The sequence below is a fragment of the Planctobacterium sp. R6 genome, from assembly GCF_055755215.1.
This window is the reverse complement of record NZ_JBVTQY010000041.1, coordinates 25,313-38,899: the sequence shown is the minus strand read 5'-3', so window position 1 is coordinate 38,899 and position 13,587 is coordinate 25,313. Positions and strand designations below refer to the sequence as shown.

Sequence of the window (13,587 nt, the reverse complement as noted above, 5' to 3'; positions counted from 1 at the left end):
ATACGTATGCAGTTTATTCCTGTGACTTTTTGAAAATTTAGCAATTAAAAACTTGTAAATGTTGAGGTGTACATATACGTACTTTCATTGATGGTCTTCAGGTTCTGTTCTTGCAGCTTATGTTTTCTCGCGCCATGGGCAAATGGGGGTTTAAGGGGAACTCCCCTTAGAGAAATCACATCAGAACACTGAAGTATAATGTTCGCAACTTTCCATAATCGGCATCGTCAGTTAACTAATAAATGCTGATTTTGCAGCAGCTAAAATCGCATTCTGACAGCGGTGGATGAATTTGGATATGTTGTTGAAATGGTCTTTTTTTGCTCCCTGCAAAAAAGACATTCACGCCATCCATGGCGCTCAATTCCGACCTACATTCGATAAGCAACTGCCGAATATTGGTTTCGGCAGTTGAACAGCCAGTCACGTTAGTGCTTTATTTCACCTGATTAGGGCTGTAGCCCGAATTTGGCGTGTATCCGCCGGAAGGGTCATCCAGCAGTTCATCACGGCGGCTGGGGCCGCTGAATTTAACCTTGTAGGTATCGTATTCTTTGATGGATTCAAAGCAGTACTGACCCAGTGCGTTTTGCAGTTGAGGCAGATCGTGGTTAGTGATCAAAATGCAGTTCTTTTTATTGGCCAGACGCTGTCTTAACAGATTGCCTAACCAGCTTTGAGCATTTTTGTTGAGCTGGGTTTCATTAACGCAGACTTCATCCAGGATCAGCAAATCCACTTCAATCAAATCCCTATTAATTTCCCGGAATTTTTCCGCCACATTGTCCTGCGCTTTGTAATCCCAGGAGAAAAAGCGCAGTTCCAGTAAACTGGATAACTGGCGATACAACACGGTGATCTCATGTTCAGTGATCAGTTCATGGGCGATAGCACCGGCAATATGGGATTTGCCGCGACCATAATCGCCGTAAAACAGCATCAAATGGGAGCCGCTTTCACGCCAGCTGACATCCTGGTGAGCGGCAATAAAGCTTTTGGCAATACTGACGGCTTCCACGACGTCCTGGCTGTCTAATGCCAGATTGTCGAAAATCCATTTGGGATTGAGATCAGATTTACCCTGCAAGGTGGTGACTCTTTGCAAACGCGCCTGTTGCTGGGCCTGTTGTACTTCCTGATTTGCTTGCAACTCATAGACCTTGCGCATGGATTGATAATCCATGGCCGGTGTCGACTCCAGATTTTTGCCCAGGGTTTGCGAAAATTTTCTTAATTTGTCGTTAAGATTTTCCATGATATTTGTCTATAAGCTTCTTGGTATTTTCATCTATGACGACTTCAGGTTGTTTTTTAACTTGCTGATAGCCGACGATTGCATCCGGATTGTAGCCTTTGAGTTGGCGTGTTTTCCGGATATGCAGCACGAACTTTTGGGTCCATTGCCACTCTGAATACTGCTGTTCGGGTCTGCCAAGCCAGTAGGCCACAAACTCGCCCAATTCGGTGTCTGAGTATTCTTTCTGAATTATACCCACCAATTGTGCGATTTCATTAAAGGTTTTTTGTTTAGGTTGCCAGTCTTTGCCGAGTCTGAAACGCGTCTGAGTTTCCTGCGGGCTGTCTTGCAGAATTAAAGGCAGTCTGAACTGCACACCGCTTAAGGAGCCACTGTCGTCGATGTCAGTTAAGGGCTGTAGCAGTCCCTCGGCAATCAGCTCAACGATAAATTCGTTGATTTCCCGGCCAAGTGAGATGTCAGCGCCGCCGTTATTCAATAATTCCTGGATGGCTTTATAGCTAAGTGCGGCACAAATACCCGTGTGAATATTGGCCGATGGACGGAAGTAGAGCAAATACAGAATTCTTGAATAATTGTGCAGTGGTTTGGTGAGGTACTGCAGTTCAGTTTGATTCAAGTAAACCGTCCTTTAATAAAGTCGCAAACCAGTCACCGGCCACTTCTTCGGGAATGGGGTGCTCCAGGACATCGATACAAAATATCTCGGTTAAGGGGTTTGCATTGCTGCGCTGCATTAAATCATACAAGGTTTTGCCGGCAACACAAAAAGTGTCGTAGCTGGAATCTCCCAGTGCAATCACGATAAACCGGACCTGGTGCAGATCCAAATCGGGCAGGGCTTTGGCAAAGGCCTGGATATTATCCGGTAAATCACCGGCGCCATGGGTAGAACTGCAGATGATCCAGGTCCCCTGCAAAGGGATATTGTTTATATCAGGTTGCAGATGTAATTCACTGGGCAGAGACTGCTGCTCCAGTAATGACTGAATCTGCTCTGCCACATATTCGGTTGCGCCTAACATGGAGCCGGTAATGATCTGAATTTGAGATTGCATTATTTACCAATACAAAAAGAAGAGAAAATACGGCCCAGCAAATCATCGGAGCTGAATTCGCCGGTGATTTCATTGAGAAATTGTTGTGCGATACGCAACTCTTCGGCTAACAGTTCACCGGCCCGAAACTCGGTCAGCTGCTCGTAGCCATTGTTAATATGATCCTGAGCTGCCTGCAGCGCTTTTACGTGTCGGGAGCGGGCACTGAACTGGCCTTCGGTGGTCTGGTTGTAGCCCATGCATTGCTTCAGGTGTTGCTTTAATTGTTCAATGCCGTCGCCGTTGTTGGCAGACAGAGAGACTATCGGATATTCGCCCTGGTGAAACCCCGGGGCTTCGCCACTTAAGTCCACCTTGTTTCTAACCAAAGTGATCTTGTTACTATCCGGTAACTGAGCGTGAAACTCTGGCCAGAGCAAGGCCGGATCACTGGCATTTGATTCTGTGCTGTCCACCAGAAGCAAAATACGGTCGGCTTCTTTGATTTCCTGCCAGGCCCGTTCAATACCGATTTGTTCCACTTTATCGGGACTTTCTCTGAGTCCGGCTGTATCGATGATATGTAGCGGCATGCCATCAATGTGGATATGTTCTCGCAGTACATCACGCGTGGTACCCGCAATATCCGTGACAATGGCAGATTCTTTGCCGGCCAGCTGGTTAAGCAGACTGGATTTACCGGCATTGGGACGACCGGCAATGACCACCTTCATGCCGTCTCTTAAAATGCTGCCCTGTTTGGCCTGCTCCAGGGTTTGTTGCATTTTGGTTTTCAGGGCATTCACGCCTTCAGTCACTGTGCTGTCTGCCAGAAAATCGATTTCTTCTTCCGGAAAATCAATGGCAGCTTCAACGTACATGCGCAAATGAATAACCTGTTCCACCAGTTCGTGAATGTGTTTGGAGAACTCGCCCTGCAGGGAGCGCATTGCACTTTCTACTGCCTGAGCAGAAGAAGCATCAATTATATCTGCGATGGCTTCTGCCTGGGTGAGATCCAGTTTGTCATTTAAAAAGGCTCGTTGGCTGAATTCGCCTGGATTGGCAAATCGCACACCGTCCATTTTAACGATTTCATCCAGCAACATGGATAGCAGTACCTGACCGCCGTGACCCTGCAGTTCTAATACATCTTCACCGGTAAAAGAGTGGGGGGCTTTGAAAAACAGCGCAATACCCTGATCCAGTACCTGCTGATTGCTGTCGTAAAATGGCAGATATTCTGCCATCCTGACTTTCGGCACTTTGCCCAGTAACCGGTTGGCTACTTCACTGGCCAGTTTGCCGGATACACGGATGATACCCACACCGCCTTTTCCCGGCGCGGTAGCTTGCGCAATAATGGTATCCTGGTCACTGGCCAACATAGTCGTGATTAGTCGCGGAAGTTTTTGTACTGAAAGGCTTGTTCTAATTCGGCCCCTTTGATCAGTGCGATTACCTGTTGCAGATCATCACGTTTTTTACCCGTGACCCGCAATTCTTCGCCCTGGATAGCAGTCTGAACTTTGATTTTGGAATCTTTGATCAGTTTTACCAGCTTCTTGGCGGTTTCTTTATCAATGCCTTGCTTAAACTCGATGTCCTGCTTACAGGTTTTACCGGTTTTGCTGACATCTTTCATGTCCAGAGAGCGTGTATCAATGTTGCGTTTGACACATTTGTCTCTGAGAATACTTTGCATTTGCTGCAGCTGAAAATCACCTTCGGCTGTCATGTTAACGATATTTTCGTTACGGCTGAAACTGGCATCGACGCCGCGAAAATCAAAGCGGGTAGAAATTTCACGATTTGCGTTATCAACCGCATTTTGCAATTCGGATAATTCGATTTCCGAAACAATGTCAAATGATGGCATGTTGCGTACTCCTTAATGTGTTTTAGGTATCTGAAAAGCCCCGCATCTGCAGGGCTTTTGTTAACTTACTTTGATACCTTTTTTCTCCATGGCGGCGTATATTAATTTCGCCTGAACCAGGGTAATAACGTTACTGATCAACCAGTACAATACCAGTCCCGCCGGGAACCATAAAAAGAAAATACTCATGGCGACGGGCATCCACTGCATGATTTTCTGTTGCATTGGATCCTGTACGGTGACCGGGTTAAGTTTTTGCAGCAAATACATGCTGGCACCGGTGAGCACTGGTAGTACGAAATAGGGATCCATTACCGATAGATCTTCAATCCAGAAAATGAAACCGGCGTGGCGTAATTCTACGGATTCCAAAAGTACCCAATATAAGGCCAGGAATATCGGCATTTGCAGTAATAATGGAAAACAGCCGCCCATGGGGTTAGTTTTCTCTTTTTTGTACAACTCCATCATGCCCTGTGACATTTTCTGGCGGTCATCACCGTAGCGTTCTTTTAAAGCCTGAATTTTGGGTGCCAAAGCGCGCATTTTCGCCATGGATTCATACTGAGCTTTGGTCAGCGGGTACATCAAACCTTTGACGATAACCGTAATAATGACGATAGCCGCACCCCAATTGATAACGATGCCTTGTATAAAGCTCAGTAAGCTGAATAGCGGCTGTGCCAGCCACCACAAAAAGCCGTAATCCACTGTCAGATCTAGTCCACGCGCCAGGTTTGCCAGGGTTTCCTGGTCTTTTGGCCCTATATACAGGGTACTGTTAACGGTAGTTGAATCGCCTGGTGCGACAGTTACCGGTGAGCCGGTATAACCAATCACTGCCTGATTTTGATTTACTACCCGGGAGTAAAGATTAATGGTGTTTTCCTGAGGTGGTACCCAGGATGAAACAAAATAGTGTTCCAACATGGCAACCCAACCACCCAGGGTGGATTCCTTCAGGTTTTCATCTTCAATATCGGAAAAGTCGTATTTTTTGTAGCGCTCTTCTTCAGTGGAGTAGGCCGCGCCACGGTAGGTGGGCATAAACATGCTGCCGCCTTTGCGACCGGTAACCTGTTTTAACTGGGCATATTGCTGGAACGTGATATTGCTGTCAGTGCTATTGGTTACCTGGTATTCCACATTGATAGCATGGCTGTCACGGGTAAAAATAAAGGTTTTGGTGTAGCTGATACCCTCTGCAGAGACAAATGTCAGTGGCACGCGTAAGGTGTCTTCCGTCATGCTGTAACTATCAGCCACCGCGTTATAAATGGGTCTGCCCTGAGGATTGGAATCCGGCCCTTGTTTACCCACCAGACCACTTTGTGCCACATAAAGTAAATCACTTGTCGGGCTTAAAATCTGGATAGGTTCGGACTTTTCAATTTCCAGTGGGAATTTTAATAATTTGGCGGAAATGACATCGCCACCCTTGGTGTCAATCAGCACTTCGAAACTGTCGGTAGTGACGGTGATTATTTTGTTACTGCCGGTTGCTGTAATGGCAGGAGATACCGAACTTTGTCCGGCAGGGACGTCCGCTGAGGCAGTACCGCTTTGAGCGGCAGGAACAGCATCTGTTGCCTGGACAACTTCAGTTGATGCTACGGGTTTTGGGCCATAGTCTACTTGCCACTGATTCCATAATAAAAAGGAGACCAGAGCCAGTCCGATGACGAGAAAGCTGCGTTGAGATTCCATAATAATATCAGTTCTTTTTAGTTTTTTGCGGAATGGGGTCGAAACCACCGGGATTCAATGGATGACACCGGATAATTCTACGAATTGTTAACCAGGAACCTTTCAGGGCTCCATGTTCTTCAATAGCCATAATGCTATACTGAGAACAGGTTGGATGAAAGCGGCAATTTTGCCCAAGTATGGGCGACATCAGCCTTTGATAAAGTTGTATGAACATGATTAATGCCCGGCGCAACGCTTTATCAACTTTTTCCATAGTTTTTCCAGTAACAGGGTTACTTCTTTATTTTCCAGTTCCCCAACGCCAGACTTTGCAATAATAACAATATCTATGTTCGGAAAACGGTGGGCTTGTTGACGAAAACTTTCTCTGATCAGGCGTTTGAGTCGGTTTCTGTCGACGGCTTTTTTAACTCTTTTCTTAGGTATAGTGATACCTAATCTGGGATTAGTCAGATTGTTTAATCTGGCAAGAGCGGTAATTTGAGGAGAGACTGCTGGGGTAGCGTCTTGAAAGACATGCTCAAAGTGAGCTGGTTTTAACAACCTAAACTCTTTGGAAAAATCCTGAGAACTCACTTTGAGATCATATCAAACACTTAAGCTGATAAGCGGGCACGGCCTTTAGCACGACGTGCGGCAAGAACTTTACGTCCATTTTTAGTAGCCATACGTGCACGGAATCCATGACTGCGCTTACGCTTCAGATTGCTGGGTTGAAAAGTTCTTTTCATCTTAATATCTGCCGCAGTTGGTTGAAATAAATAGGGTTACCCCCGATTTAAGGACGCGCAATTCTAAAGACTTTAATTGTAAAGATCAACAGAATAACGGCTTTTCTTTTAATAACTGATGATAATCCTATTCTTCAACAGACTTTGGACAAGTTTTGAACCTGATATGCACAGTTTATCCACAGACAGTCCAAATGCACTACTAAATATACCCAGGTTATCGCTCTGAATCGGGCAATTTTCGGATTGTGCACGGAGCCAGTTTAAAATATCAAAAGTGCGTAAATTCAATCAATTAGCGGGGTATACAGACAATTTTCTGAAATCGAATGTACTTTTAACTCTGGTTATACGATAATTCACAGTCTGCTTAAAATCCCCGAAAATAAAATAAAAGATACATGCAAATTTGGCAAAGTTGTCTAAAAAGACTTCAGGAAGATTTACCTGCTCAACAATATAGTATGTGGCTCAGGCCGTTGGAACCTGAAGTCGAAGGTAATTGTTTAACATTATTTGCGCCGAATCGGTTTGTTTTGGATTGGGTCAGGGATAAGTATTTGGGTCAGATTAGCGATCTGATTGCAGAGTTTTCGGATAACAGTCAGCTGACGCTGCGTTTTGACGTAATCACTAACCGCAGGCAGCAAACTCCAGCGCCTCAATTGGCGGCAGCGCCGGTGCAATTCGCCACCCCAAGCAAAGTGCCGCAATTCGTAGATTCACGTCCTAATAGTAATAACCAGCATTTAACCAAAGTGCCTGAGCCTGAAGTAAAACCAGCCACCCACAAGAGTAATATCAATTTAAACTATCAGTTCGACAACTTTGTAGAAGGTAAGAGCAACCAGTTGGCCAGAGCTGCTGCACAGCAGGTGGCGGATAATCCGGGCGGTTCCTACAACCCATTGTTTATTTATGGGGGCACAGGTCTGGGTAAGACTCACCTGTTACATGCCGTAGGTAACGGTATTCTCAAAAAGAAAAGCAATGCCAATGTGGTTTATATGCATTCTGAGCGTTTTGTTCAGGATATGGTAAAAGCGTTACAGAATAACGCCATCGAAGAATTTAAACGTTATTACCGGTCAGTGGACGCATTATTAATAGATGACATTCAGTTTTTCGCCAATAAAGAGCGATCTCAGGAAGAATTTTTTCACACCTTTAATGCCTTACTTGAGGAAAATCAACAGGTTATATTAACATCAGATCGTTATCCTAAGGAGATCGACGGTGTTGATGACAGGTTGAAATCGCGTTTTGGTTGGGGACTGACCATTATTATTGAGCCACCCGAATTAGAAACACGGGTGGCAATTTTAATGAAAAAGGCAGCGGAAAACCGGGTGAACCTGCCAAATGAAGTGGCGTTTTTTATTGCCAAGCGTTTGCGTACTAATGTCCGTGAACTGGAAGGTGCATTGAATCGTGTTATTGCAAACGCCAATTTTACCGGAAAGCCTATTACGATTGAATTTGTCCGGGATGCATTAAGAGATTTACTTGCACTTCAAGATAAACTTGTAACAATAGACAATATTCAGAAAACCACAGCTGAATACTATAAAATTAAAGTCTCTGATCTGTTGTCTAAGCGTCGAAGTCGCAGTGTGGCCAGACCCAGACAGATCGCCATGGCACTGGCTAAGGAATTAACTAATCATAGCCTGCCGGAGATTGGAGACGCGTTTGGTGGTAGAGATCATACAACAGTGTTGCATGCTTGCCGTAAAGTGAAAGAACTGAAAGACGAAAATCACAATGTGAAAGAAGACTTTCAGAATTTAATTCGAACCTTGTCGTCATAAAAAGAGAATAAAAATGAGATTTTCGATAGCGCGCGAAGACTTTTTAACTCCATTGCAACTGGTATCCGGTGCGGTAGAAAAAAGACATACACTACCAATTTTGTCCAATGTCCTGATCAAAGTCGAAAATGGCTCACTGTGGTTAACGGGTACCGACCTTGAAGTGGAGCTCATTTCCAGTACGGCACTTGGCGGTGATTTTGTTGACGGTGAAGTGACTGTACCAGCCAGAAAGTTATTCGACATCTGTCGAAGCTTATCTTCAGAAGCCTCCATAGAATTCACCGTAGACGGAAACAAGGTACTGGTTAAAAGTGGCAGAAGCCGCTACACCTTGTCTACGCTGCCCGCAGACGATTATCCCAACCTGGAAGACTGGGAGGGTGAAATTGAATTTGAAATGTCACAGAAGAACTTACGTTCTTTAATTGAAAAAACGCACTTCAGTATGGCTCAGCAGGATGTCCGTTATTACCTCAATGGTTTGTCGCTGGAGCTGGAAGGGGACTTGATTCGTTCTGTGGCAACAGACGGACATCGTCTGGCTCTGAGCAAGCACACTTTGGAAGGCGCTGCATTTCCTACTAACCAGGTGATTATCCCGAGAAAGGGCGTGATGGAAATACTTCGCCTGATTGGAGATGAAGATGCTTCGCTGAAAATTCAGATTGGCTCTAATCATATACGCCTATATTCTTCTGATTTTATCTTCACCAGTAAACTGGTAGACGGACGTTTTCCTGATTATCGCAGAGTGTTACCCAGAGACGGCGATAAACACATCAAGGCAGACAAAGTACTGTTAAAAGAGGCATTAACCAGAGCCTCTATTTTATCGAATGAAAAGTTTCGGGGTATTCGCCTGGACCTGAGCAATAACGAAGTGCAAATTACTGCTAACAACCCGGAACAAGAAGAAGCTGTTGAGATCATTGATGTTGACTATCAAGGAGATAGTTTGGAAATTGGTTTTAATGTTGCCTATTTGATTGATGTTTTGGGGGCAATCGACGACGACACCATCAAGTTAACGTTGGCCGATTCCAATAGCAGTGCGCTGATCGAAGCAGAATCAACAGATCAGTGTTTGTATGTAGTTATGCCAATGAGACTGTAAACTAAACAGTATGGTGCTGTCTCAGCTGGTACTTTCTGATTTCAGAAATATTAAATCCTGCGATATTTCGCTATCAGAGCGGTGCAATGTTTTTTATGGTGACAATGGTTCTGGTAAAACGTCATTACTGGAAGCTGTGTATCTTTTCTGGAATAGTCGTTCTTTCAGAACTGCCCGGTTGAGTGAGATAGTGGCGCACCAACACAATGACTTTTTGATTCATGGTAAAGTGTCAGACACTGAATCTGATTTTCCTTTCGGCCTGAGTTATGCCGGAAGAGAAAAGGAAAGAATTGCAAAGTTTAACGGTGAGAAAGTCAGGCGCAGTTCTCAACTGGCTGCAATGTTACCCGTTTATTATTTTTCTCCACAGAGTGATGCAATTCTTTCTGGTTCACCTGGGAACAGAAGAAACTTACTTTTTTGGTACTTGTTCCACGTGGAACCTAAATTTAATGAAAATTACCAGTATCTGCAAAAAGCGCTTAGCTCCAGGAACAAACTTCTGAAAGCCGTTGTCAGGCAAGACGAGTTGGTGTTTTGGGAAAAAGAAATTTCCAGATATTCGATTGAATTAAAGCGCATTTCTGAAAACCAGGTTAGGGATTTACATGACCAGTTTAAAAAAGAATGCCTACTCTCTGATAGAGAACAGCAGGGAGTTGAGTTAAGTCTTTTTGACAAACTGAACGGTTTAGATATTCATTATCCATGGAAGGAGGATGAAGACTTAGAGAGTGATTTAGCCAGTAAAAGAGAAATGGAATTTAAACTGGGTTACACCACATTGGGCTATCACAAGTGTGATCTCAAAATTGGGACTAGTCAGGGAAAGAAAAGTTTTAGCCGGGGCGAAGAAAAGTCCATTACATTGACGTTAATAATTTCAGTGTTAAAGATAATCGCCAGCAAAACAAACAAGAATATTTTGGTATTGATTGATGATTTGATGGCCGAACTGGACCAAAAATTTACATCAATGCTGATTCAAAAGTTATCGAGTTTACCTCTACAACTCTTTATAACGACTTTAACTAAAGACTCACTGCTTTCAACAATTGAAAAACAGTTTTCAAATTTTAGATTGTTTCACGTGAAACAAGGTGATGTCATCGAGGAATACAATGTCTGAAGAAAACAATAATTATGATTCGTCGAGTATCAAAGTACTGAAAGGTCTTGATGCTGTAAGAAAAAGACCCGGTATGTATATTGGTGATACAGATGATGGTACCGGCTTACATCACATGGTGTTCGAGGTAGTTGATAACTCAATTGATGAGGCGCTTGCTGGTCATTGTTCCGATATTATTGTCAAGATTCACCTTGATGGCTCTGTATCGGTTCAGGATGATGGTAGAGGAATTCCTACTGAAATACACCCGGAAGAGGGTGTGTCAGCTGCAGAAGTTATCCTGACAGTACTCCATGCCGGCGGAAAATTTGACGATAATTCTTATAAAGTATCAGGTGGTTTGCACGGAGTAGGTGTTTCGGTTGTTAATGCACTATCTAAAAAACTGATGCTCAGAATCAGACGTCAGGGTGAAATATTCGAACAAGAATACACCCATGGCGATCCAAATTACCCGTTAAAGCCCGTAGGTAATTGTAAAGATACTGGAACCACGATTCATTTCTGGCCAAGTGAAAACACCTTTTCTAATACTGAATTTCATTACGATATCTTAGCAAAACGACTCAGAGAGCTTTCTTTCCTAAACTCCGGTGTATCAATTCGTCTAATTGATGAGCGTGACGGCAAAGAAGATCACTTCATGTATGAAGGTGGTATTAAAGCTTTCATTGAATATCTGAATCAAAACAAAACACAGATTCATCCTAATGTATTCCATTTTGTTTCCGAACGAGATGATGGCGTAACTGTCGAAGTCGCCATGCAATGGAATGATTCATTCCAGGAAAGCATCTTTTGTTTTACCAATAATATCCCTCAGCGGGATGGTGGTACTCACCTCGCTGGTTTCCGTGGTGCATTAACTCGTACCCTGAATAACTATATGGAAACTGAAGGTCTGAACAAAAAAGCCAAAGCGAGTACCACGGGTGATGATGCCCGAGAAGGATTAACTGCGGTTGTTTCAGTAAAAGTACCGGATCCAAAGTTTTCATCTCAAACAAAAGACAAACTGGTTTCTTCAGAAGTTAAGACAGCCGTTGAAACTACCATGGGTGAAAAACTCAGTGAGTTCTTGTTAGAGAATCCAGGTGATGCGAAAACCGTCGCCACTAAAATTATCGATGCAGCACGTGCCCGTGAAGCAGCGCGGAAAGCGCGAGAAATGACCAGAAGGAAAGGAGCGCTTGATCTGGCCGGATTACCCGGGAAACTCGCAGATTGTCAGGAAAAGGATCCGGCTCTCTCTGAACTCTACATAGTGGAGGGTGACTCTGCAGGTGGTTCAGCTAAGCAGGGTCGTAACCGTAAAAACCAGGCTATTTTACCTTTGAAAGGTAAGATTCTTAATGTTGAAAAAGCGCGCTTTGACAAGATGCTGTCATCACAAGAAGTTGCAACACTTATCACGGCTTTAGGTTGTGGCATTGGCCGGGACGAATACAACCCGGAAAAACTCCGCTATCACAATATTATCATCATGACCGATGCTGACGTGGACGGCTCGCATATCCGGACCTTATTGTTAACGTTTTTCTATCGTCAAATGCCGGAAATTATCGAAAGAGGCCACATTTACATCGCTCAGCCGCCGCTTTATAAAACCAAAAAGGGTAAGCAAGAACAATATCTAAAAGATGACGAAGCACTGGAAGGTTTTCTGACTAATATTGCATTAGATGGCGCTTCACTCCACGTTAATGATAATGCTCCGCCCATTCAGGGTGCCGGACTGGAAACCTTAGTCAAGCAGTTCACCAGTACCAGTAAACTGATTAAGCGTATGTCTCGAATTTATCCTATTCATATCCTGAATAATCTTGTCTATTCTGATGTTTTGAATATGGAAGTTTTGGAAGACAGCACTAAGGCAAATGCTTTTGCAGAAAAATTTCAGGTTCAGTTAACTGAAAGTGAAAAAGATGGTGCCCTATATACTGTAACAGCTGAGCATGATGAAGAGCACAACATTTCAAAAATTGTCGTAGTGGTGCGACAGCATGGTGTTGATACTACTTTTAACTTCAATTCCGATTTTGTTAAATCAGGTGAACTGATTCAGATTAATGCCTTGAATAACGCCATTAATAACCTCTTTGAGGAGAATGGCCATGTGAAGCGCGGTGAAAAAGTATTTCCCTGTACCCGATTTGCAGAAGCCTTTGAATGGTTGATGGCTGAATCTAAAAAGGGCCAATATATTCAGCGCTATAAAGGACTGGGTGAAATGAACCCGGAGCAACTGTGGGAAACTACCATGGACCCTGAAACAAGACGAATGTTGCAGGTATCAATTGAAGATGCGATAGGCGCGGATCAACTGTTTACTACTTTGATGGGAGATAATGTTGAGCCCAGAAAACTGTTTATTCAGGAGAATGCGCTCAGGGTTACTAATCTTGATGTGTAGAGATTAAAGACCAAAAAAAAGCTCCTTTCGGAGCTTTTTTTATAACTTTAAAACAGTGACTTTTGGATCCAGCCAGCTATTAAAATCGATTTGAAAAATATACTTTCCTGATTCCTCGGGAGTAAATACAAAGTTATCAACGGGTGTATCGCAATTGGCGTTAACCGTTAAATTCACCTTCAGATTTTCATCACTGTTCTTGTTCTTGTAACCACAACTCAATCCAGACGTCCAATCTTTGTCTGCAAATTTAAAGTCATAAGGCTGACCATCGGCTACCAGATCTACTATGACCCGGTAAACATGCTCCTGCACCTCAGTGACACGATAAGCTTCATCAGCTTCCCACCAGGTAAAACTGCCCCGCAAGTAGAGCTGACTATAATCTGGCTTATCGCCTGACAAATTGTCAACAAATGTCTTGGTGCTGGTACAGCTAAACATTAGTAAACTGAGGGCAGCAATCCGGGAAATGTTAAATAACGTTTTCAAAAAC

14 protein-coding genes are annotated in these 13,587 nt (G+C 43.7%); 4 read left to right on the top strand and 10 right to left on the bottom strand.

The features are described 5' to 3' along the window. Positions 1 to 436 precede the first annotated feature (436 nt). Genes AC0J20_RS19385 through rpmH form a run of 9 tightly spaced genes read right to left on the bottom strand, consistent with a single transcriptional unit; the run spans position 437 to position 6,615 of the window. Positions 437 to 1,255, bottom strand: a complete 819-nt coding sequence (locus AC0J20_RS19385) for an ATP-binding protein (protein WP_229530448.1) — start codon at positions 1,253 to 1,255, stop codon at positions 437 to 439. Continuing rightward, complete coding sequence (locus AC0J20_RS19380) at positions 1,242 to 1,877, bottom strand: DnaT-like ssDNA-binding domain-containing protein (protein ID WP_473022992.1); 636 nt, start codon at positions 1,875 to 1,877, stop codon at positions 1,242 to 1,244. The genes AC0J20_RS19385 and AC0J20_RS19380 overlap by 14 nt, the downstream gene beginning before the upstream one ends. Beyond that, positions 1,864 to 2,316 (bottom strand): FMN-binding protein MioC, encoded by a 453-nt coding sequence (mioC, locus tag AC0J20_RS19375; RefSeq protein WP_473022991.1) that lies wholly within the window; start codon positions 2,314 to 2,316, stop codon positions 1,864 to 1,866. The genes AC0J20_RS19380 and mioC overlap by 14 nt, the downstream gene beginning before the upstream one ends. After that, positions 2,316 to 3,683: a tRNA uridine-5-carboxymethylaminomethyl(34) synthesis GTPase MnmE gene (mnmE, locus tag AC0J20_RS19370; RefSeq protein ID WP_473022990.1), complete on the bottom strand. Its 1,368-nt coding sequence runs from the start codon at positions 3,681 to 3,683 to the stop codon at positions 2,316 to 2,318. The genes mioC and mnmE overlap by 1 nt, the downstream gene beginning before the upstream one ends. Positions 3,684 to 3,691: 8 nt before the next feature. Then, positions 3,692 to 4,174 carry a YajQ family cyclic di-GMP-binding protein gene (locus AC0J20_RS19365; RefSeq protein ID WP_473022989.1) on the bottom strand — a complete coding sequence of 161 codons (483 nt, stop codon included), beginning with the start codon at positions 4,172 to 4,174 and terminating at the stop codon, positions 3,692 to 3,694. A 60-nt stretch (positions 4,175 to 4,234) separates the two neighbouring features. After that, the gene (yidC, locus tag AC0J20_RS19360; protein ID WP_473022988.1) at positions 4,235 to 5,881 is read right to left on the bottom strand and encodes a membrane protein insertase YidC; all 1,647 of its coding nucleotides are present in this window, start codon (positions 5,879 to 5,881) and stop codon (positions 4,235 to 4,237) included. A 7-nt stretch (positions 5,882 to 5,888) separates the two neighbouring features. After that, positions 5,889 to 6,137, bottom strand: a complete 249-nt coding sequence (yidD, locus tag AC0J20_RS19355; RefSeq protein ID WP_229530454.1) for a membrane protein insertion efficiency factor YidD — start codon at positions 6,135 to 6,137, stop codon at positions 5,889 to 5,891. Next, complete coding sequence (rnpA, locus tag AC0J20_RS19350) at positions 6,101 to 6,460, bottom strand: ribonuclease P protein component (RefSeq protein ID WP_229530455.1); 360 nt, start codon at positions 6,458 to 6,460, stop codon at positions 6,101 to 6,103. The genes yidD and rnpA overlap by 37 nt, the downstream gene beginning before the upstream one ends. Before the next feature lie 20 nt (positions 6,461 to 6,480). Continuing rightward, positions 6,481 to 6,615, bottom strand: a complete 135-nt coding sequence (gene rpmH, locus AC0J20_RS19345; protein WP_014290886.1) for a 50S ribosomal protein L34 — start codon at positions 6,613 to 6,615, stop codon at positions 6,481 to 6,483. A gap of 401 nt (positions 6,616 to 7,016) precedes the next feature. On the opposite strand from rpmH, the gene dnaA reads away from it, so the two are divergent. The 4 genes from dnaA to gyrB are packed head-to-tail and all read left to right on the top strand — an operon-like array spanning position 7,017 to position 13,091. Further along, the gene (gene dnaA, locus AC0J20_RS19340; protein WP_473022987.1) at positions 7,017 to 8,426 is read left to right on the top strand and encodes a chromosomal replication initiator protein DnaA; all 1,410 of its coding nucleotides are present in this window, start codon (positions 7,017 to 7,019) and stop codon (positions 8,424 to 8,426) included. 13 nt (positions 8,427 to 8,439) lie between these two features. Beyond that, on the top strand, positions 8,440 to 9,543 hold the full coding sequence (dnaN, locus tag AC0J20_RS19335) for a DNA polymerase III subunit beta (protein WP_229530457.1): 1,104 nt from the start codon (positions 8,440 to 8,442) through the stop codon (positions 9,541 to 9,543). Between the two features lie 10 nt (positions 9,544 to 9,553). Further along, the gene (gene recF, locus AC0J20_RS19330; protein ID WP_473022986.1) at positions 9,554 to 10,675 is read left to right on the top strand and encodes a DNA replication/repair protein RecF; all 1,122 of its coding nucleotides are present in this window, start codon (positions 9,554 to 9,556) and stop codon (positions 10,673 to 10,675) included. Continuing rightward, positions 10,668 to 13,091, top strand: coding sequence for a DNA topoisomerase (ATP-hydrolyzing) subunit B (gyrB, locus tag AC0J20_RS19325; protein ID WP_473022985.1), 2,424 nt, complete (start codon positions 10,668 to 10,670; stop codon positions 13,089 to 13,091). The genes recF and gyrB overlap by 8 nt, the downstream gene beginning before the upstream one ends. A 39-nt stretch (positions 13,092 to 13,130) precedes the next feature. Here gyrB and AC0J20_RS19320 read toward each other — a convergent pair whose 3' ends face one another. Then, the gene (locus tag AC0J20_RS19320) at positions 13,131 to 13,583 is read right to left on the bottom strand and encodes an early set domain-containing protein (protein ID WP_473022984.1); all 453 of its coding nucleotides are present in this window, start codon (positions 13,581 to 13,583) and stop codon (positions 13,131 to 13,133) included. Positions 13,584 to 13,587 lie beyond the last annotated feature (4 nt).